Origin of the sequence: Neglectibacter caecimuris (genome assembly GCF_034335015.1) — a bacterium.
Lineage (GTDB): Bacteria > Bacillota > Clostridia > Oscillospirales > Acutalibacteraceae > Acutalibacter > Acutalibacter caecimuris_A.
In genome coordinates, this window is the sequence record NZ_JAWXXK010000003.1 from 660,048 (window position 1) to 681,053 (window position 21,006).

A 21,006-nucleotide genomic window follows, 5' to 3' on the forward strand; every position below is an offset into this window, starting at 1 on the left:
ACCTCCAAATATTTTTATTGGGCCGGAAACCCGGCCTGCATTTCGCCTGACTCTTTTTTCTGACAGCTTTCACAAACGCCCCGGAAGGTCACGCAGGCGCTTTCTATCCTCTGTCCGGTATGCTGGGAAAGCTGCCTCAGCTTCTCCGGGCCGAAGAAATCCTTCTGCACGTCCAGTACAGCGCCGCATTTCGTACAGATAAAATGGGCATGGGGCATCACGGTGCCGTCAAAATGCTCCTGGCCGTTGATGACTCCTACGCTGACAGCCCGTCCTTCCGCGCAGAAGCGCTTCAGATTCCGATACACAGTACCCAGACTCAGGTCCGGGTACTGGGGCTGCAGCGTGGTATAAACCCACTCCGCGGTAGGATGCACCGTGGTTCCCCGCAGCGTGTTCAAGATAGCTACCCGCTTTTGGCTGAAATTTTCCCGCTTTGCCACGGCTTCCCCTCCTTTGTGTTTTCTTTGCCTTACAAGGCCAAGTATAACACAGGGTTTTCCGTTTGTAAAGTAGGAATCATTACTATTTTTGTTGTTTTTTGAAAATTCCGTGTTATCGCCAAAATTTTCTTTTTACAAAACAGCTCAAAGCGCAAATTTCAGAGCTGCACCGATAAGATACGCGTGCAAGCTCTCCCTGTCGCAGGGCAAAAACGGCTTGGACGGCGGGCGTTTCTCCGGCTTTCTCTATCTTTCCGCAGAAAGCGCTTTTACCAGTGCCTTTTGAACCTTTTCCCCGGCAACAGCTACCAGCTCGTCTCCCTTTTGCAGCACCGTGGAGCCGTTGGGGATCGTCAACTCTTCGTTTCTGATGAGGGAAATGACCAGCGAGCCCACGGGGAATTTGATGTCCCGCAGGGCAATGCCGTCCAGGGCGGAATTTTCCGGAAGAGTGATCGAGCAGATCCCGGCCTTTCCCTGGTTTAAGGTGGCGATCAGGTGCATGTGGGCCTGATCCGCCTCCTGCTCGATCATTCTGGTCAGGATCTCCGCGCTGCAAACGATATTTTCCACACCTAAAAGCCGAAAGGTGTCCACGTTCCGGGGATCATTTACCCTGGCAATGACCTTTTTCGTGTGAAAATATTTCCGGGCCAGCTGAGCAGCCACCAGGTTATCCTGATCCGCTCCGGTTACCGCCATGAAACAATCAGCTTTCATGGTCCCCGCCGCTTCCAGAACGGAAATATTTGTGCCGTCTCCCCGGCAAATAGTGGCGTCCAGGTCGTCCGCCAGCTTTCGGCAGCGGGCTCTGTCCTTTTCGATCACGCTGACCTCATACCTTTTTTCCAAAAGAGTGCGGGCCAGGTTCCAGCCGATCTTTCCCCCACCCATTACGATCATTCTCATTAGGAAGCTCCTTTCCCCTGAGCCAAATGGCGTCAATCGATCTTGCAGCTATACACCACGGAATCTCCCGCGTCCAGAGGAAGCTGTCCGCCGTGCTCCAGCAGCAGGAATGAGCCGTCCTCCTTCACCACGCCGAACACGCCTTCCCCAGGCTGTGCTTCCAGCTCCGCGGTAGTATGCCCAAACAGCCTTTTCTCCACCCTGCGCGTCTGAAGGGACACCGTGGCCGTGCCGAAGGTAAGCTGTCCGCCCTGTTGAGAGCCGGTCAGCGCTGCCACCAGCTTGTCCCCAGCCATGTTGGTAGGGCATACGGTCTGCAGACCAAAACTTTCAAATACGGTTTCCCGCTGGGGATCGGAAATTCTGGCGATCACCCGTGGCACTTTGAAAAAGTCCTTGACGATCTGACCCACCGTGATATTCAAATTGTCGTCCGCCGTGACTACCGCCACCGCATCGCAGCCCTCAATGCCGGTTTCCCGCAAATTTTTGATGTCCAGCGGAAAGCCCACGGAGGTCACGCCGCCGAATTCCGGGCTGAGCAGGGGCAGATTGTCTCCGCTTTCGTCCAGCACCTCTACCGTGTGCCCTGCCGCGTCTAAAATTTCCGCCGTTTTTCTGCCCAGCTGGCCGCCGCCTATTATTAAAATATTCATAAACCTCTCCGTTCCTTTCCGTAACTCTGTGCCAAGGAAAAGGCCGAAAGCGGAAAGCCCGCTCCGGCCCGGAAACCTTTGGAAACAGCGCCCGCATAGCCAGGCGGCGCCGTTTTTATTTTGTTCTATTCGCCGTCCTCATTATGCGCTCCCGCGCCCTTGGAAGACTCCGTTTTCCCGGAGGGCTCCTGAGAGGACGCCTGCGAAGAGGGGGAGGAAACAGGCTTGCCCGGATCATCGTCCACAGGCTTTGACGAGCTTTCAGAGGACAGCCCTCCGCCGGATTTCAGCTTGTTGTACTCACTTAAGGTGACTTCCTTGATCTCAGCGAATTCCGCAGACACATAGGCGGCTTTTCCTTCATACTCCACCTGATACCAGCCGTCTGAAGCGGTATCCACCAGCAAGGGAAGAAAGCTGTTATTCTCCGCCAGGCCCAAAATTTCCCCATCTGTAGAAGGAGTGGAGCGGATATTCAGGCCATCGTCCGCCTTGACCCGTACCGCCTTCGCCTTCTGCACCGGTACAGGAGACGGCGTGGCGCGAACCACAGAGGAAGAGGAAGCCGGGCTGGAGGAATTCTCTTTTTTGTTATCTTTCCCGCCGCAGCCGGAAAAAACCGGAAGGATCAGGCACAAAACCATCAGCAGGCTCAATAACAGCTTCACCATAGTAGAACACTTCCCTTTCTTTCACTTCCATGAAACACTTGGGACCGCTAAAAACATGCGCCCCATGTTTCTCCTGAAGCTCCTCGCTTTTCAAGTGTCTGGTAATTTATGCCTATTATACCAACTATTTTTCAAAAAGTCCATAGCTGGGCAGCGCAATTTCAAGCAGAGGCCTTCCACCCTTTTTTGTACAAAAAACACCGTGCAAAGCACCGCTAAGGCCCGAAAAGTTCAATGCTGGATCGGCTCGTCCTCCGCCATCAGGAAGAAGGGCGGCGCCAGCTTTTTGTGAAGCGCCACGAGCTCCTTATCGAAATTTTCCCGCAGGGAGCATTCCCGGTCAAATACCATGACCTGTTCTTTTCCGGGCTCGCAGGCGGGCCAATCCGGTAAGGCGGGGCAGCCGGGAGCGCCGGTTTTCGCGAAGGCGAGCCATGCGTCGCACATTTGGTCCTCCAGCCTGTCGGTAACGCCGGGCTCGTTGAACACAGGCGTCAGGCAGGTGTTGTGGAACACAAAGGGGATCTCCGCACAGTGCCAGGCCGTTTTTCCGCCGTCATAGGGCGGCTCGTACGCGAAGAGATAAGAGTAGGTGGGGCTTTCCCGATGGGCAGCCTTTTTCTCGATAAAATCCTGAGAGGGAGCGCGGAACATGGAATCCAGCGTCAATAGGGTGGTAAGGTCCTTTTCCGGCCAGGCCTGCCGGAACAGCTTTATCAGCTCTCCGCCGCCATCGCTGTATTTTTTTTCCACCAGCGCGGTCTTTTCCTCCTCCGTCAAATCGTTTTTAGTAGGAATTCCCGGCGCGAAGGCAAACTCGCCGAATACGGTCCCCACCATGACCGGAATGGTTTTGGCATGCTCGGTGAAGCCCACGGTTCTGGGGTCTCCCACATAAAAATCATTGGGGGCGGGGGTGTTTCCCACATAGACGCCCTGCCGCTGCAAGCCGGGAGCCACCTTTTCATAGGCTTCCGCCAGGCAGGCGTAGGGCAGCGTTTCTAGCTGGGCGGCGTCCTGCTCGGTAAGCCCCAGCTCGTGCAGCATGGCGGTGACGATTTTTCTGCCGTCCGGCTTTTGCTCGTCCCCGAAGCCCTCGATCACGCCGCTTTGCACAATGCCCTTGTGGAACAGACCGTCTGCGGAAGGGGTCTGCATCAGGGTCCACACCTTCATGCCGCCGCCGGACTGCCCAAACAGGGTGACGTTGTCGGGATCGCCGCCGAAGCTTTCAATATTTTCCCGGATCCACCGCAAAGAGGCCACCAGGTCGGCATTGCCGGCGTTGCAGGAATTCTTATATTTTTCTCCAAAGGGCTCCAGATCCAGATATCCCAGCAGGTTCAGCCTGTGGTTTACGGAGACCACCACCACGTCGCCCCGGCGGCTCATGTTTTCCCCGTCATAGGCGATATGCTCAATGGCGGAGCCGGCGGAAAAGCCGCCGCCATGAAGCCAGACCAGCACGGGCCTTTTCGCTTTGGGATCAAGCGACTGGGTCCAGATATTCAGGTTCTGGCAATGCTCGTCCATGGGCCAGTAGCGGTGGGGCACCATCACCTCGCCGTTGGGTGTTTCCTGGTGCAGCAGCGGACAGACATACCCATAGGAAAGGGCGTCCTTGATCCCTTCCCAGGGCGTTACCGGTTGCGGCGGCTGGAAGCGCTCCGCCCAGGCGTACTCCACGCCCTGGAAGATGTAGGTGCTGTCCAGCCGGAAGCCCCGCAGCTTTCCCGCCTTTGTCTGTACCACCGGTTCCGTTTTCGTGCAGAGAAATGTTCTTGCCATCGTTTTTTCCGCCTTTCTTTGGAGAAATCCGCTTCCTTCCGGTCAAACCGGAGGAAGATCTCCCAAATCATTTTTCCGTTTGGTTTTATTTTACAATTCTTTTTTCCTTTGCGCAACCTTTCTGAAAAAATTTTTCTGTCTTCGCTTTTTTAGGCCAAAATACCCGGATTTGCAAAAATAGTTGCACTTTCAACTAATTTATGATAGAGTAGAATGCGGAATTGGTTGAAAGGTGGGGAGATGCCATACATGAAAATGATTTTGCGCTACTTAAAGCCCTTTGTTCCCAGAATGAGCCTGGGGCTTACCATTAAATTTATCGGCTCTGTCATGGATCTGCTGCTGCCCTGGATGCTTTCCCGCATCATCGATGAGGTGGTGCCCCAAAAGGATCTGGGGCTGATCGCCCTGTGGGGCGGCGGCATGGTGCTGGCCGCACTGCTGGCCTGGATCACCAATATTGCCGCCAACCGTATGGCGGCCTGGGTGGCCCAGCACACCACCGAAGTCATTCGGCACGATCTCTTCTCAAAGATCTCCCTGCTTTCCTGCGCTCAGGTAGACGCCTATTCCATTCCCTCTCTGGAATCCCGCCTCACCAGCGATACTTACAATGTGCACCAGATGATCGGCATGTCTCAGCGCATGGGCGTGCGCGCCCCCATTCTGCTTTTGGGCGGCGTTCTCATTACACTGACGCTGGATCCCGTGCTGGCGCTGGTACTGATCTGCACCCTGCCTTTTCTGGGCGGGCTGATGTTCGGCGTGTCGAAAAGGGGGATCCCGCTCTATCAGGAATTGCAGAAAAAGGTGGATTCCATGGTGCGCACGGTGCGGGAAAATATTTCCGGCATTCGGGTGATCAAGGCGCTGTCGAAAACCGAATACGAAAAGGAGCGCTTTGCCGGGGTGAATGAGGCGGTAGTGGAGCAGGAAAAAAAGGCCGGAATCACCATGGCCCTCACAAATCCCCTGGTCAACCTCTTTCTGAACATCGGCCTGACCGCCGTGATTCTGACCGGCGCCTTCCGGGTCAACGCGGGGCTGACCCAGCCGGGAAAGATTATTGCGTTTCTCACCTATTTCACCATTATCTTAAACGCCATGATGGGCATTACCCGCATTTTCGTCATGGGCTCCAAGGGCATCGCCTCCGGAAACCGCATTGCCGAGGTGCTGAGCACCCCGGCGGATCTGGTCACCTCTCAGGCCGAACGGACGAAAACGGAATATCATGTGGAATTTCAGCATGTGACCTTCTCCTATGCCAAAAAAGAGCCCAGCGTAGAAGATATCAGCTTTGCCCTGAAGCCCGGGGAAACCCTGGGAATCATTGGGGCCACCGGCAGCGGAAAATCCACCCTGGCGGCGCTGCTCATGCGGCTTTATGACCCGGACAGCGGCCTGATCTCCCTCTCCGGCCGGCCGGTCTTTTCCATTCCCCCGGAGGAGCTTCACACCAAATTCGGCGTGACCTTTCAAAACGATGTGCTCTTTGCGGACACCATTTATGAAAATATCGATTTCGGGCGGGGACTGCCCCGGGAGCAGGTGGAAAAGGCCGCCCGCTGCGCCCAGGCTATGGAATTTATCTCCGCCCTGCCCGATGGCTTTCAGCATATGCTCACCGCCAAGGGCACCAATTTAAGCGGCGGCCAGAAACAGCGGCTGCTCATTGCCAGGGCCCTGGCGGGAACCCCCGAGATTTTGATTTTGGACGATTCCTCCTCCGCTCTGGACTATAAAACGGACGCCGCGCTCCGGCAGGCTCTGCGGGAAGAATACGGCGGCGTTACCACCGTGATCGTGGCCCAGCGGGTCAGCTCCCTTCTCCATGCCGACCACATTTTGGTGCTGGAGGAAGGAAGGGCCCTGGGCTACGGCTCCCACCAGGAACTGATAGATTCCTGTGAGATCTACCGGGAGATCGCCAAAATTCAGATGGCAAAGGAGGGAGCGTAATGCCGCCGAGAGGACCGGGCAGCGGAAGAGGCCCCCGGGGACTTTCCGAAAAGCCCAAGGATCGAAAAAAAGTGCTTTTGCGCCTTTGGACTTATCTTTATGCCCATAAATGGATGGCGCTGGGGGCGATCCTGCTCACCATATCCAGCAATCTTCTGGCCCTTTTGGGGCCGTATCTGTCCGGCCGGGCTATCGACGCCATCGGCATGGGGCCGGGGGAGGCCGATTTTCCCGCAGTATTCCTTTTCTGCGCGCTGATGATCGGCTTTTACGCCTTGTCCTCCGCTCTTTCCTACCTGCTCTCCATTTTGATGATCCACCTGAGCCAGAAGATCGTCTATCAAATGCGAAAGCAGGTATTTGACCGGCTCACCGAACTGCCGGTAGGGTATTTTGACACCCACCAGACCGGAGATATCGTCAGCCGGATCTCCTATGATATCGACACGGTAAACGCCTCTCTTTCCAACGACCTGCTGCAAATTGCCGCCAGCGTCATTACCGTGCTGGGTTCTCTTGTGATGATGATCGCCATTTCTCCCCTGCTGGTGCTGGTCTTTGCCGTGACCATTCCCATGTCCATTTTATTTACCCGGTATATGACAAAGCGGGTGCGCCCGCTGTTCCGCAAGCGCTCCATGATGCTGGGAGAGCTCAACGGCTTTGTGGAGGAGGTGATCTCCGGGCAGAAAACCACAAAGGCCTACCACCGGGAGGAAGTGATGATCTCCCGGTTTGACAAACGGAACAAGGAAGCGGTGGACGCCTACTACAACGCCGATTATTACGGCGGCATGATGGGCCCCTCCGTGAACCTGATCAACAACCTTTCCCTGGCCTTTGTCAGCATTTTGGGGGCGGTGCTGTTCCTGCTGGAGCGCATCACCATCGGAAACCTTTCCTCCTTCGTGCTGTATTCCCGCAAATTTTCCGGGCCCATCAACGAGATCGCCAATATCATCAGCGAGCTGCAGTCCGCCTGCGCCGCGGCGGAGCGGGTGTTCCGGCTGATCGACGAGGAGCCCGAGCCCGCCGATGTCCCGGACGCCCAGGTTCTTTCCCAGGTGACGGGAGACGTTTCCATGAAGCATGTGCAATTCGGCTATGTGCCGGGGAAAACCATCATTCACGATCTGAGCCTACACGCCCCGCCCGGCGAACTGATCGCCATTGTAGGGCCTACCGGGGCAGGAAAAACCACCCTCATCAATCTCCTGATGCGGTTTTACGACCCGGATTCCGGCTCCATTTCCCTGGACGGCAGAGAGATCCGAGGCATCACCCGCAAAAGCCTGCGGCTTTCCTACGCCATGGTGCTGCAGGACACCTGGCTGTTTACCGGCACCATCTTTGAGAACCTGGCCTACGGAAAAAAGAACGCCCGCCGGGAGGACGTGGAGGCCGCCGCCAGGGCCGCCCATATCCACCGCTACATTATGGGCCTGCCCCAGGGCTATGACACGGTGCTGGACGAAAACGGTATGAACATTTCCCAGGGCCAGAAACAGCTTTTGACCATTGCCAGGGCCATGCTGCTGGACGCGAAAATGCTGATTCTGGACGAGGCCACCTCCAATGTGGATACCCGCACGGAAATGCGCATTCAGGCCGCCATGCGGGAGCTGATGAAGGATAAAACCTGCTTTGTCATCGCCCACCGGCTTTCCACCATTCAAAACGCCAACCACATTCTGGTGGTAAAAGACGGCGATATCGTGGAGCAGGGAAACCATGCGGCGCTGATGGCAAAAAACGGCTTTTACGCCAGCTTGTACAATTCTCAATTTCAATAGCTTGTTAGTTGTTAGAGAAGAGCGCATAATTAATGAGCAATTAGGAATTAGGAATGAGGAATGAGCAATTTAAGGGCAAGGGCAGGTAAATTGGAATTTAGCGGTTATCTGCACACCACCCTCTTGTCATTCTGAGCGAAGCGAAGAATCTCGTTCTTTGCCCTTTTGCCCTGGGGTTAAGGACGAGATTCTTCGCCTACGGCTCAGAATGACAGAGGAGGGGGCTTGTCCTTCTCTAACGACTGCTAACAACTAGTTCGCTAAACTACAATTTATCACTCTGTCCTTCATTGCTCATTGTCTTGCCCTTCCTTTATTGCGCCGAAGGCGCCACCATGATCCAGCATCTGACGTCTGATCTCTGAAAAGTACCGCGGCAAAATGGTCCATTTTGCCGCGGTACTTTTCACTTTTCCAGCCTGTCCGCATATTCTGGACTGTGAGAATTTTTTCCCACAGTTTTTCAGAATAAAATGGAAGGAGATCATTATCTATGAAGATCTATCGCGGCAGCGGGTGCTGCGACAGCCATGAAGACCCTTGCTGCCCGTCCTGCCCTTGCCCTCAATTCTGCCCTGTGCCGGGGCCCCAGGGGCCTCAAGGCCCTCAGGGGATTCCGGGTGATACCGGCCCTGCCGGGCCTCAGGGGGTGCAGGGCCTTCAGGGGCCTCAGGGTGTTCCCGGTAATACCGGCGCGACCGGGCCTCAAGGTGTTCAAGGTATTCAAGGCCAGCCCGGCCCTACCGGCGCTGCGGGCACAAACGGCGTGACCGGACCCACCGGCCCTACCGGCGCAACAGGCGCTGACGGCGTGACCGGACCCACCGGGCCCACCGGCGCTGCGGGCACAAACGGCGTGACCGGACCCACCGGGCCCACCGGCGCTGCGGGCACAAACGGCGTGACCGGACCCACCGGGCCCACCGGCGCAACGGGCGCTGACGGCGTGACCGGACCCACCGGGCCCACCGGCGCTGCGGGCACAAACGGCGTGACCGGACCCACCGGCCCTACCGGCGCTGCGGGCACAAACGGCGTGACCGGACCCACCGGGCCCACCGGCGCAACAGGCGCTGACGGCGTGACCGGACCCACTGGACCTACCGGCGCAACAGGCGCTGACGGCGTGACCGGACCCACCGGGCCCACCGGCGCAACAGGCGCTGACGGCGTGACCGGACCCACCGGGCCCACCGGCGCAACAGGCGCTGACGGCGTGACCGGACCCACTGGACCCACCGGCATAGCAGGAAGCGCTGCTATTATCCCCTTCGCTTCCGGACTGCCTGTTTCTCTGACTACCGTTGCAGGCGGCCTGGTGGGCACACCGGCCTTTGTAGGCTTCGGCAGCTCCGCACCCGGCCTTACCATCAGCGGAGGCACCATCAACCTGACAAATCCGGCGGGAACACTGACCAACTTTGCGTTCTCCATGCCGAGAGACGGTATAATTACCAGCCTAAGTGCATTTTTCAGCACAACGGCCGCTCTTTCACTGGTAGGCTCTACAATCCAGATTACCGCCCAGCTTTATCGATCTGTCACACCGGACAACGTGTTTACCGCCGTTCCCGGCGCAGCAGTCAGCTTGACTCCTGCCCTGACAGGCGTCATTTCCGCCGGCACACTGTCCTCCGGCGTTACAGATGGACTGAACATTCCCGTAACACCCGAAACCCGACTGATGCTGGTGTTTACCGCTACCGCCTCCGGTCTGACACTGGTAAACACTGTGGCAGGCTATGCCAGCGGCGGCCTGGCAATTTCCTGATTTAGGCTATGGCAAAGGAAAACCGGAAAAAGGCTCCTTCCGGAGCGGAAGTAAAAAAGTGCGGTCATACAAGACCGCACGGTACTTAGAACCTGTATTCACAACCTGCAAACGCCGTCTGAGCGGCCTTTTTCGTGTTGCTCATCGTTAAATTTGCTTGCCATACGGACAGTATGCCTGCCCAAATTCGCCTAGAACAACACGAAAAATTCTCGCTCATCCGGCATCTTCGGTTATGAATACAGGTTCTTATCCACTGAAAGAAGGGCTCTTATGGTCACTGTCAGCTTATGTATGATCGTAAAAAATGAAGAAAAACATCTGCCCCGCTGTTTGGATTCTGTGCGGGATCTGGTGGACGAGATCGTCATTGCGGATACGGGCAGCACGGACCGCACCGTGGAGATCGCCCGGCGCTATACGGAGCAGGTGTACGGTTTTCCCTGGCGGGACGATTTTGCCGCCGCCCGGAATTTTTCCTTTTCCAAGGCTTCCATGGAGTACTGCCTGTGGCTGGACGCGGACGACGTGATCGAGCCGGAGGACCGGGAAAAGTTCCGCCGCCTGAAGGAAAGCCTTTCCCCCGATACGGACATCGTGATGCTGCGGTATCACACTGCCTTTGATGAAACCGGCAGCCCCAGCTTCACTTACTATCGGGAGAGGCTGATCCGGAGAGAAACGGGCTTTGCCTGGCAGGGCGCGATCCACGAGGCCATTGTTCCGGCGGGAAAGGTGATCTACAATGAAACAGCGGTGTCCCACCGGAAAACCGGCCCCGGCGATCCGGACAGAAACCTGCGCATTTTTGAGCGCCTGCTTCGGGAAAAGGGGGTGCTCGGGCCCAGAGATCAGTTTTATTATGCCAGAGAACTGGCCGCCCACGGCAGAGATCCCGAGGCGGCGGTAGTACTCAAAGAGTTTCTGGATTCCGGAAAAGGCTGGGTGGAAAACGAGATCGAGGCCTGCCGGGATCTTTCCGCCTGCTTCAGCCGGTTAGGGCAGCCGGAAAAATCTTTTTCCGCCCTGCTTCGCAGTCTGCGGTTTGGCCCGCCCCGGGCGGAGGTCTGCTGTGACCTGGGCGCGTTTTTCTGTGAGCGCTCCGATTTTTCCACAGCCGCCTATTGGTACAAACAGGCGCTGAACTGCACCCGTAACGATACTGCCGGAGGTTTTGTCATTCCCGATTGCTATGGGTACCTGCCCTGTTTGCAGCTCTGTCTATGCCTGTATCAGTTGGGCGATTTTGCGGGGGCGGAGGAATACAACCGAAGGGCGGGGAAATATAAACCCACCAGCCCGGCCTATCTCTACAATAAAGCGTTTTTTGAAGGAAGAAGCGCCTCGGAAAACTGATAAAGACAAAGAAATTCCCGGAAAGCTCATTTCCTGGAGAAATGTGAAATCTTGATCGCGACTTGCAAAAAAGCGGGAAAAGTAGTATAGTCGAGCCAGTGCCTTTTGAGGAGGAAAGAAAAATGATACGCCATATCGTGTTGTTCAAATTTAAGGAAACAGCCAACGGAAAAACGAAAGAGGAAAACCTGCGGGAAGCAAAGGAACGCATGCTGGCCATGCGGGGAAAGATCCCTGAGATTTTGGAAATGACGGTTTCCTTCGGAGCTTCCGGCTCCGTTCCTTCCAATTATGATTATATTCTGGATTCCACCTTCCGCTCTCTTGAGGAGCTGGAGGCTTACCAAAAGCACCCGCTTCACGTGGCGTTCGGGGCCTTTGTAAAGGAGCTGCGGGAGCCGGGCGGCCGGGCCTGCGTTGATATCGAGCTATGAACGACAGAATTTCTTCACTGCTGACCTCTGATGGAATGCCCCGTACAAGGGACACACTGGCCGCGATCCTGATCTTATCCTGGCCCGCTATTTTAGAGCAGATCATGATCACGCTGGTGCAATATGTAGATACGGCCATGGTGGGCTCCTTAGGCTCCGCCGCCACCGCCGCCGTGGGTCTTACCGCCAGCACCACCTGGCTGTTTGGCGGTCTGTTCGGCGCGGCGGCAGTGGGCTTTTCCGTGCAGGTGGCTCAGCATTTAGGCGCCGGCCGGGAGGAGGACGCCAAAAGCGTCACCTGGCAGGCGCTGCGGTTTGTGGTCCTTTTCGGCCTGCTCATCGGCGCTATCGGTGTGGCGCTTTCCTTTCCCCTGCCCGCCATGCTCCGGGCCCAGAAGGAAATTCGGGGAGACGCCTCTTTGTATTTCCGCATTATGGCCTGCGCCATGCCCTTTACCTTTGGCTCCAACATGTTCAGCTCCATTCTTCGCTGTGCGGGAGATACCAAAACTCCCATGCTTCTGAACCTTCTCACCAATGTGTTGAATGTGATCCTGAACACGCTGTTCATCTACCCCGCCAGAACAGTTTCCCTGTTGGGCGCTTCCTTTCCCATGTGGGGCGCGGGCTGGGGCGTGGGCGGCGCGGCCTTTGCCTCCGCCTGTTCCAATGTGACGGTGTGCATTCTCTTTACGCTGACGATTTTTTTGAAAAACTCCCCGGTGCGCATCACCATGAAGCGCCGGTATTCCTTTGAAAAGTCCTGCCTTTTGACTGTTTGGCGGCTGGGCCTGCCTGTGGCGCTGGAGCGCACGCTGACAAGCCTTGCCCAAGTGATCATCACTTCCCTGATCGCCGGTATCAACACTGTGGCGGTGGCGGCAAACCATTTGGCTGTCACTGCTGAATCCCTGAGCTATATGCCCGCTTACGGTATCGCCACAGCGGCCACCACCTTGGTGGGACAGTCCGTGGGCGCCGGGCGAAAAGAACTGGCAAAACGGTTTGCCAGGCTCATTTCCTGGCTGGGTGTGGGCCTTATGACCATCGGCGGGCTGGTGCTGTTTGTGTTCGCCCCTCAGCTTATCACCATATTTACCTCTGATCCAGAGGTCATTGCCCTTGGCACCCAGGTGCTTCGTATCGTGGCCTTTGCCGAGCCCCTATTCGGCGCTTCCATTGTGGCCTCCGGTGCACTGCGGGGCGCTGGGGATTCCAAGGTGCCCTTCCTTCTGAGCTTGGGCACCATGTGGGGCGTACGCGTGGCCCTTTCCCTGCTGCTGGTGGGCCCCCTGGGCCTTGCCGGCGTGTGGCTGGCAATGGCCGCCGAGCTTTCTGCCCGGGGTCTTGTTTTCATGGTCCGTCTCTACCGCGGCCGCTGGCTGAATATCGACCTTTTCAGAACCTCTAAAAAACCGGAACCAAAAAACTCATAAAAAGGCTTTACAACCTGTCCGGTTTGTGATAAAATAACGGTGCTGTTTCAAAAGAAGACAGCACCTATAGGCCCTTAACTCAACTGGAATGAGCGCAAGCGCTTTCCGGGGAAGTTAGTTAGCTTTTCGGGTTCGTGCTCGTTTTTCAATTTCATATGGGCCCGTAGCTCAACTGGGAGAGCGCCAGGTTCGCAATCTGGAGGTCGAGGGTTCGATCCCCTTCGGGTCCACCAAACAATGATCGGCACTGTTTTATGGAACAGTGCCGATCATTAAAAATTTGCTTAGGAGGGATCTGTATGCCAGATTACAAAGCTATGTATTATCACTTGGCAGGGCGCATGGCAACTGCGATCGATGCGCTGGAAGCGACCACCAATGCGTTGTCTGAAATTACCGAAAAGCTGAAGCTGGCGCAGCAGACCACGGAGGAAATGTTTACTTCCGGTTCCGATGAAGATATGGATTCCTCGGATAACGTTTCAGAGTAAAGGCTGTAATCCGCAGGCGGGGCTGGCGCCCGGCAAGGGCGAAAACGCTTGACAGCGCGGTCTTTAGTCGATCTCCTTCAGGTTCAGCACCCAAAACGCCGTGAAATCGTTGATTTCACGGCGTTTTTATATCAACCAGGAGAAAGTATTCCATTTCAACACCCGCTATGCTATAACGAAAAAAGAAGGTGACACGTAATGCTGGAAAACAAGCTGCAGATCCGTAACAGACGGTGGATTTCCTCGTCTTTACGAAAGATGCCCGTGAGGAAGGAATCGAAGTCCGTGTGCAGGACAACAATGTTTGGCTGACCCAAAAGGCGATCAGAGTGATTTTGATAAGCTGATCGCCGCTGCGCAGGAGGAGACGGAAACTTAACCGCAGATGGTTCATATCTCCGGCAAAGGAGATGCTTAACGGACCACTTGGTAGAGCGCCAGGTTCGCAATCTGAAGGTCAAAGGTTCGAATCCATTCGCTAAAATACCAAAAATATTTTTTACGTGCCTCTTATAACCATGCATTGAACGAACACCATTTTTTCAGAGGCGGCTTCTCCGTGAAATTCCCGCTCTGACGCCAAAAGAAGATGCACTGCCTTGGTTTTCTGAGACGATGCACTTTTTCATTTCGCAGATTCGCAAAGAAAAATAAGGTTCTGGCGATAGCTATACGCACAGCAGGTTTGCAGAATCTAATTCCTGCTCATAACGGTCAATCAGGCTTTAACAGCCTAATTCGCAAAATCAAGAAAAATACATTTTTGCGCATTCGATGATATGGCTAACCATTTTACCGCAGACATTTACATGCAAAATGTTCTGTGGTATAATATCCGCAAAGAGCGTGCGGATATTATACAAATTAAATTGTCCCGCTCAGTTCTTCGCTTCGCTCAAACGAGCGATGGACACATTATACCAACGCACCTTCGGTGCTTATGGTATAATATCCGCAAAGAGCGTGCGGATATTATACAAATTAAATTGTCCTGCTCAGACGAGCGCATGATATTATAGAATTATATTTGTCCCGCATATGATACCAACATTTACAGGACGGGAGAGCGCAATGAGTTTTTTTAAGGGAATTTCTGACCGGGTGAGCAGGCGGCTGTTTTGGTGCCTGCTGGCGGCAGGGGCGCTTGCGCTTGTGGCGGGGATCGTAATTTTTGTGCTGACCGGGGACTCGGGGTACACTGTGACCACCTTTTCCATGGGCTCCTATGTACAGCAGACTGTATATGGCGGGAATCGGGAAGAGGGGGCGCGAGCCGCCGCCAGCGCTGTGGCAGAGCTGGAAAATCTGATCTCCTGGCGGGTGGGGAACAGCGATACGGCCCGGCTGAACGAGGAAGCGGGCAGGGAATTGATCAAAATAGACCCCCGTACAGAGCAGGTGCTTTCCTCTGCCCTTGCCGTGTGTGGGGCAAGCGGCGGGGCCTTTGATATCACCATCGCGCCGGTCAGCCGCCTGTGGGATTTCGATGAAAATCCCCATTTGCCGGACAGCACACTGATCGAAAAATTTCGGGACAAGGTGGACTTTTCCGGAGTGGCTCTGCCGGGAGACGGCATGGCAGCCCTGCGGTATCACGAAATGGCGCTGGATCTGGGCGCGGTGGGAAAGGGTGCGGCCTGTGACGCTGCGGTGGAGGCCTACCGGGAAAGCGGCGTAGACAGGGCCGTTGTGGCGGTAGGGGGCAGTGTGGGCGTATACGGGGAAAAGCCCTTCGGCGCCGATTGGGTCATTGCCGTGCGGGATCCTGCCGGAGGCTCTTTGGGAACGCTGAAGCTTCAGCAGGGCTTTGTTTCCACCTCCGGCAGCTATGAAAAATGCTTTACGGAGCAGGGAAAAACCTATCACCACCTGCTGGACCCGGCCACGGGCTATCCCGCCGAAAGCGGCCTTGTCAGCGTAACGGTGAAAAGCGCTGAGGGCGTTCTGAGCGATGGGCTTTCCACCGCCTGCTTTGTGCTGGGCCTGAAAAAAAGCCTGCCGGTGCTGGCGGAGTTTCAGGCGGAGGCGATTTTTGTGACAGACCGGCAGGTGTATGTGACGAAGGGGCTGTGGGAGGATTTTTCCATGGTCGCCGAAGGGTACGAGCTGGAAAAGCTGGAGTAATTTTTCTTCCGAACAGAAGAGCATAAGGAGGCAAATCATAGTATGCTGTATCAAGTTATGACAGAGGAGGATATCGGAAAAATTATTCCGATGTATCTGGAGCAATACAATGTGTATGACGATGGCTGCTGGACCGAGGAAACCGCATACCGGCGCATTCATCAGATATGGGCCATAGAGGGTTCCTACTGCCTTCTGGCGGAGGAGAACGGGACGGTCGCGGGTTTTCTCATGGGATATTTCAAGCAGTTTGACGATTTGAAGCTGTATCATCTGGAGGAGATCGTCATTGCCCATGGCAGGCAGGGCATGGGCCTGGGAACAGAACTGATGCGGGAGCTGGAGCGCCGGGTCAGAGAGTTGGGCGGGGCGATGATCTCGCTGGACGCGGTAAACGATGAGCAGCACGAGCATTTTTACGGTAAGCTGGGCTATGGCAATGTGAAAAGCTTCGTGCCGAAAACGAAGACGCTGAAGTGATCCCAGGCGCCGTCTAGCTATGGAAATCTTGACGGAGGGCCTCTTTCCGGTGTATCATAAAGCTATAAAACAATGAAACGCCGCCAAACAGGAATTTTAGGCGGCACGCTCCAGGCTGGAAAAATTTCAAAACAAGGAGAGATCAATATGAACAAGGTGATCCAAACAGAGCAAGCGCCTGCGGCCATCGGCCCCTATTCCCAGGCGATTCAGGCGGGGAATTTTCTCTACACCTCCGGGCAACTGCCGGTAGACCCCGCCACAGGAGAGCTTGCGGGAGAGTCCATTACGGCCCAGGCGGAGCAGTCCATCAAAAACGTGGGGGCAGTTTTGGCGGAGGCCGGATATCAGTTTACCGACGCGGTCAAAACCCTTTGCTTTCTCAGCGACATGGCGGATTTTGCCGCTTTCAACGCGGTGTACGAGAAATATTTTACCGGAAAGCCCGCCAGAAGCTGTGTGGCGGTAAAACAGCTGCCCAAAAACGCGCTGTGCGAAATAGAAGTAATCTGTTGTAAATAAAGCGCAGTGATAAGTTGAGCGGAGAATCCCCCAGCCGCCGGAAAGCGGTTGAGGGTTTTGCTTTGGCTTGCGGGAAGAGGAATTCCCCCGTACTTTACCGTTGACACCCGGCGGGAAAGTGCGCTATAATACCCAAGGAATATTCAGAAAAGCCGAAGCGGCAAAAACCTGCCCGCTGCCAAATCGCTTTTTTGAAGCAAAAAATATCCGGGTGTTGCGCAGCTGGTAGCACGCGACATTTGGGAGCGTGGGTAGAGCTATCCACGAGGGGCGCAGGTGAAGCCCGGAAGTCCTTGATACGGCGATGTTTGCGGAGTCTCTTCCCACAGTGAAGCCGAACAGGAAAATCACTTTGACCACAGGAATGACCACAGTCAGCAGAACAGAAAAATTCAATATCCGGGTGTAGCGCAGCTGGTAGCGCGCCTGCTTTGGGAGCAGGATGCCGCAGGTTCAAATCCTGTCACTCGGACCAAAAGCCCTCTGAAATCAACGATTTCAGAGGGCTTTTTCTTTGTTTATTGCGGCGCAGAATTTGCGATCTCGTCTCATAGTATGTTGTATGTTAATGAGCAAACTGTCACCGCACATTCTTCTTTCGTCCAATGCATGGTTTTCTTAAATATTTGACCGTATGTAACACTACCGTCTAAATTATGCAGTTTCAGAATCCATCCTGTCTTTGGGCCAATAGTTCGTTTGCCTGGGTGTAAAATAAGTCTATTATAAACACAATTCGTCAAAGCTTTATGTTTCCGAGATATAATATCGGTTTCTTCGTGTATTTCAAATATGTTATCATAGAAAGCATCGAAAATCATACCCTTGATATACGACATCATAGAAACCAATGAATATAAGAGGTCAACCTCACATTTTCCGCAAAATTCTTTTCTCAAAACACAGAGGATTTTCCTATCTTCTTTGCTGTAAGGCACTATCGGCTTCGCGCCTCTCAACTCATCAAATCTTCGAATTGCTGCAATAAACTCCGGTTTAGTGTGATACTCTGTCAAAAAACGCTGCAAGATATTTGTTCTCAAACACTCAACGGTTAAAGAATTAGATAACCTCATAAGTTCTGGGGTAAAAGAAACATCCTTCGGTAGTTCATATTTAACTTCGTTACCAAAAGCAACCTTGCTTATTTCCTCGACAAATTTCCCAATCGGGATATTCGCCACAGCAAAATCGTGTATCTCGCTAATAGATAGAATATTCTTCACGAGAGCACCTAACACTTCGTTGTCTACATTGCCCTTAAGTATATCCAGTGAGTGTTGTGCGGAGAAAAAATGTCCTTGAATATAATATCGATTAATTAACCGAAAAAACTCAAAAGTGGTTTCTTGAGGATATTGCAAAATGGCTTTATGAAGTTCAAGTGCGCGTTGACCCTCTACAGTATTTTTTAGTTCTTGACCTATTCGCTCACTCTTTTCTAAGATACTCATAATTGATCCCCCAAAGATACCAGTTTATAAAAGGCAATTCTCCCAATACATTCACAAAGCCTATAAATATCATCAGTCGGAAGTTTGGAATCATTTTCTCCATGTACAATTTCATTACGCTGCTTTCTGCACTTTGCAATCAATTCCATCTCAGCGAATGACACAGGAATTCCTAATCTATTAATCAGATTCCGGAGTTTTTCCATAAAGGGCGTTTCTGTATATGTCCGATCAAATTTGTCGCACACCTTTTGTGAATATAAAATTTTGTCCATAGGAGGATTTTTCATTGCACCAATAATTTTTCTAATCTCGCCTTTACATTTTTTTCGTATTGCTTTTTCCATCATGGGAGAGTTTGGTTCTTTTGAAACAATAAACTCCAAAGCAATAATTGAATAGATTACCTTGTCATCAAAATCCTCCGCATCCCATGCCCTCCTAATCCATTTCAGTGAATTAAACAAAGGGGTTAATTCTTTATCATTTGTTCCATTTGCTTTTAGCAAAAGCAACTCTGTTTTGTTCAGTTCATGTTGAATTTTCCTAAACGATTCCGGAACAAGTAATCTTTCCTGCTTAACGATTTCTGTATAATCACAAACAAGCTTTCCGCCAGTAAAAGGTTCTTCTATATATACCCAAGAGAACATTTGTCAAGGAGGCTTTCACCCAAAAGATGAAAGCCCCCGATAAACTGGAAGTTGTCAACCTAAAACTTCCATCACTTTTTTAAATTTATCCTGATAGCGTTTTTTGCTTTCAGCAGATAGTTTTTGAAAACTTCTCGTCAACTTGTCTTTTACGAATGTCTTGCCCTCTTCAATTCCCATACCTTTTTGAACGTATGCTAAATATAAAAGACTCGGCACACTGTCAAAGTGTGAGATTGCATCGGCGTCGGCAATACATAATTCTTCAAGGCTGATTTTTTCCGAACTGACACTGCCTCTGTGATTTCTGATACATTTTTGTACCAATGAAATCTTTCTGTCATCATAACCATATTCTTTTAGAATACGATACGCTATTTCTGCCCCATGGATATGGTGAAGTTCATAGAGACTATAATCTGTAATCGAAGCAATATCATGCAACCAAGCCGCAATCACGACAATTTCCTTATCTGCCCCATATTTTTCTGCCAGAATTTCTGCATTTTTAACGACTGCAATAATGTGATAATAGCAGCCCAATCCAAACTTATTCGTTGGTTTTTGGCATCTATCATATATTTCATGCTGCAAATTCTCAAAAATATCTTCCCGCATAGTTTCACCTCTGCAAATACGGATTTGTCGATTTGTCACGAGCCAAGTATACCACCAATGGGAATGACATTCAACCCCACCTATAGTCGCTGATAGTAGTGGCAAGCAATGCACCGGTATATACCTGGCACAGCTTGTTGGTGGCCGATGGCCCCCAAGCCCCCATCCCATCGACGCAGTTGCGTCCGATGCACAAGCCGCCGTTGGCGTCTGCTGGTATATACTGGGCAGGGAAAAACTGCACCAGTGGAGCCGCCCCCGGAGGGCGCACGGCTGCCGTAGGCAGTACCACCACAAGCCATCGGCTAGTGGTGAGCAAGTGCGCTTTTAGCAGAGGGCCGACAAAGAGAACGGAGCGCCCAGGTCATCCCCGGACGCTCCCGCTTCGGTTCCCTTCTGCTGGTCGATCACCGCCCCTTCAGCCTGTGCCATTTTGCCACAAATGAACCGCAGTCAATGTAATGTAGTGGTCTGGTGAAACCACCCTTTATACAATACATCTCAAGAAGGAATAGAAACCTTTTGTTCGAATACTGCATTATTGCGGCTCAACAGGTGCTGACCCATGGAGTGAATGCTGTATAAGCTGTCATCTTTTAAAATGTTAACCAATAAATCTACCGCTTGCTCAATTTGTTTTTTTGCCTGGACAAATGCATGATATAGTGTATCGCTATTTACATTTACGAGAGCAAAAGAACCATATTCAGATAATTGGGGGCTAAATTCACAAATACGCATAATTTCTTCGCTGGACGCCGTACAAAACAGTACATTCCCGATTCCGAAGTCTTTTTCGAAAGCAAGGCCCCAAACTGGGGTCACTACAATATACCATTTTCCTGCAGACGGATAACCTTCGGGGAAAGCTACCGTATTATGCAATCCCGCAGTCGAAGCTAAGAAGTCTGTCAAATCAACAGGGTTGATTTTTTCAATTCTCGGCCTTCCCGGCGGCCGTCCTCCCGCTTTCGCACTATGCCGTCCCCGGAGGGTCTGCGTTTTGCCATGCGTTTCTCCCTCCTCAGTCCGTAATGCCGACCTTGTTGCCGTTTTCGTATATCCTATCATCGTGGATCGCAGTGCCTTCCCCCTGGCTCTCCAGCCTGCCAAAGCCGGGAACATACACCATGTCACCGGCTTGCACGAGCTGCAGAGTGGCGGGTGCTGACACCGGAACTGTGGTAGGAGCGGGAATCGGTGCGGGTATCGGCGTCTGCACAGGTGTTGGCAGCGATGCTGGGGTTGGTACAGGCGTGGGTGCTGCCTCCGGGGCAGGTGTTGGTTTCACCACCTCGACAACAGGTTCTTTTATTTCTGTACTTGCACTTTTGATCTCCGGGGGCGGTGTCACGATCAATTCAATTACCGGATCCGGAACAACTGTCACCTCAGAGCGGGTTGCGGTTTGATTTTTGTTTCTCCGTTTGGCAGGGCGAGCAGTC

General features: G+C 53.2%; 20 protein-coding genes and 2 tRNA genes. 12 read left to right on the top strand and 10 right to left on the bottom strand.

Going from position 1 to position 21,006, the window contains the following annotated elements:
- Positions 1–14 precede the first annotated feature (14 nt).
- The 5 genes from U8T64_RS06080 to U8T64_RS06100 all read right to left on the bottom strand — a co-directional run bounded on the left by U8T64_RS06080 (position 15) and on the right by U8T64_RS06100 (position 4,467).
- Positions 15–443: a Fur family transcriptional regulator gene (locus U8T64_RS06080; protein WP_322181917.1), complete on the bottom strand. Its 429-nt coding sequence runs from the start codon at positions 441–443 to the stop codon at positions 15–17.
- A gap of 246 nt (positions 444–689) precedes the next feature.
- The gene (locus tag U8T64_RS06085) at positions 690–1,352 is read right to left on the bottom strand and encodes a potassium channel family protein (protein ID WP_322181918.1); all 663 of its coding nucleotides are present in this window, start codon (positions 1,350–1,352) and stop codon (positions 690–692) included.
- Between the two features lie 32 nt (positions 1,353–1,384).
- Complete coding sequence (locus U8T64_RS06090) at positions 1,385–2,008, bottom strand: potassium channel family protein (RefSeq protein ID WP_322181920.1); 624 nt, start codon at positions 2,006–2,008, stop codon at positions 1,385–1,387.
- Between the two features lie 125 nt (positions 2,009–2,133).
- Positions 2,134–2,679 (bottom strand): SH3 domain-containing protein, encoded by a 546-nt coding sequence (locus U8T64_RS06095; protein WP_322181922.1) that lies wholly within the window; start codon positions 2,677–2,679, stop codon positions 2,134–2,136.
- A gap of 231 nt (positions 2,680–2,910) precedes the next feature.
- On the bottom strand, positions 2,911–4,467 hold the full coding sequence (locus tag U8T64_RS06100; RefSeq protein WP_322181924.1) for a carboxylesterase/lipase family protein: 1,557 nt from the start codon (positions 4,465–4,467) through the stop codon (positions 2,911–2,913).
- Positions 4,468–4,707: 240 nt separating this feature from the next.
- Here U8T64_RS06100 and U8T64_RS06105 point away from each other — a divergent pair, with 240 nt between their 5' ends.
- From U8T64_RS06105 to U8T64_RS06165, 12 genes are all read left to right on the top strand, one after another.
- Positions 4,708–6,429 (top strand): ABC transporter ATP-binding protein, encoded by a 1,722-nt coding sequence (locus tag U8T64_RS06105; RefSeq protein WP_322181926.1) that lies wholly within the window; start codon positions 4,708–4,710, stop codon positions 6,427–6,429.
- On the top strand, positions 6,429–8,222 hold the full coding sequence (locus tag U8T64_RS06110) for an ABC transporter ATP-binding protein (protein WP_322181928.1): 1,794 nt from the start codon (positions 6,429–6,431) through the stop codon (positions 8,220–8,222). Before U8T64_RS06105 ends, U8T64_RS06110 begins: the two co-directional genes overlap by 1 nt.
- Positions 8,223–8,715: 493 nt before the next feature.
- Complete coding sequence (locus tag U8T64_RS06115; RefSeq protein WP_367575402.1) at positions 8,716–9,993, top strand: exosporium glycoprotein BclB-related protein; 1,278 nt, start codon at positions 8,716–8,718, stop codon at positions 9,991–9,993.
- A 273-nt stretch (positions 9,994–10,266) separates the two neighbouring features.
- On the top strand, positions 10,267–11,349 hold the full coding sequence (locus tag U8T64_RS06120; protein ID WP_322181930.1) for a tetratricopeptide repeat-containing glycosyltransferase family 2 protein: 1,083 nt from the start codon (positions 10,267–10,269) through the stop codon (positions 11,347–11,349).
- A gap of 122 nt (positions 11,350–11,471) precedes the next feature.
- A complete protein-coding gene (locus U8T64_RS06125) occupies positions 11,472–11,783 on the top strand; it encodes a Dabb family protein (RefSeq protein ID WP_322181932.1) in 312 nt (103 codons plus the stop codon).
- Positions 11,780–13,219, top strand: coding sequence for an MATE family efflux transporter (locus U8T64_RS06130; protein ID WP_322181934.1), 1,440 nt, complete (start codon positions 11,780–11,782; stop codon positions 13,217–13,219). Before U8T64_RS06125 ends, U8T64_RS06130 begins: the two co-directional genes overlap by 4 nt.
- Positions 13,220–13,376: 157 nt before the next feature.
- Positions 13,377–13,452 (top strand) — tRNA-Ala (locus U8T64_RS06135).
- 66 nt (positions 13,453–13,518) lie between these two features.
- On the top strand, positions 13,519–13,710 hold the full coding sequence (locus U8T64_RS06140) for a hypothetical protein (RefSeq protein ID WP_322181936.1): 192 nt from the start codon (positions 13,519–13,521) through the stop codon (positions 13,708–13,710).
- Positions 13,711–14,781: 1,071 nt separating this feature from the next.
- Positions 14,782–15,834 (top strand): FAD:protein FMN transferase, encoded by a 1,053-nt coding sequence (locus U8T64_RS06150; RefSeq protein ID WP_322181938.1) that lies wholly within the window; start codon positions 14,782–14,784, stop codon positions 15,832–15,834.
- Between the two features lie 42 nt (positions 15,835–15,876).
- Entirely contained in the window at positions 15,877–16,314 is a 438-nt protein-coding gene (locus U8T64_RS06155; protein WP_322181940.1) for a GNAT family N-acetyltransferase, read from the top strand.
- Between the two features lie 147 nt (positions 16,315–16,461).
- Positions 16,462–16,836, top strand: a complete 375-nt coding sequence (locus tag U8T64_RS06160) for a RidA family protein (RefSeq protein WP_322182058.1) — start codon at positions 16,462–16,464, stop codon at positions 16,834–16,836.
- A 399-nt stretch (positions 16,837–17,235) separates the two neighbouring features.
- Positions 17,236–17,311: transfer RNA gene (locus U8T64_RS06165), tRNA-Pro, on the top strand.
- A 73-nt stretch (positions 17,312–17,384) separates the two neighbouring features.
- Here the strand turns inward: U8T64_RS06165 and U8T64_RS06170 are convergent.
- From U8T64_RS06170 to U8T64_RS13890, 5 genes are all read right to left on the bottom strand, one after another.
- On the bottom strand, positions 17,385–18,290 hold the full coding sequence (locus U8T64_RS06170) for a hypothetical protein (RefSeq protein WP_322181942.1): 906 nt from the start codon (positions 18,288–18,290) through the stop codon (positions 17,385–17,387).
- On the bottom strand, positions 18,287–18,943 hold the full coding sequence (locus tag U8T64_RS06175) for a HEPN domain-containing protein (protein WP_322181945.1): 657 nt from the start codon (positions 18,941–18,943) through the stop codon (positions 18,287–18,289). The genes U8T64_RS06170 and U8T64_RS06175 overlap by 4 nt, the downstream gene beginning before the upstream one ends.
- Before the next feature lie 54 nt (positions 18,944–18,997).
- Complete coding sequence (locus U8T64_RS06180) at positions 18,998–19,561, bottom strand: HD domain-containing protein (protein ID WP_322181947.1); 564 nt, start codon at positions 19,559–19,561, stop codon at positions 18,998–19,000.
- Positions 19,562–20,062: 501 nt separating this feature from the next.
- Positions 20,063–20,632 carry a hypothetical protein gene (locus tag U8T64_RS06185; RefSeq protein ID WP_322182060.1) on the bottom strand — a complete coding sequence of 190 codons (570 nt, stop codon included), beginning with the start codon at positions 20,630–20,632 and terminating at the stop codon, positions 20,063–20,065.
- Positions 20,586–20,951 carry a DUF6550 family protein gene (locus U8T64_RS13890; RefSeq protein ID WP_367575403.1) on the bottom strand — a complete coding sequence of 122 codons (366 nt, stop codon included), beginning with the start codon at positions 20,949–20,951 and terminating at the stop codon, positions 20,586–20,588. Before U8T64_RS13890 ends, U8T64_RS06185 begins: the two co-directional genes overlap by 47 nt.
- Positions 20,952–21,006 lie beyond the last annotated feature (55 nt).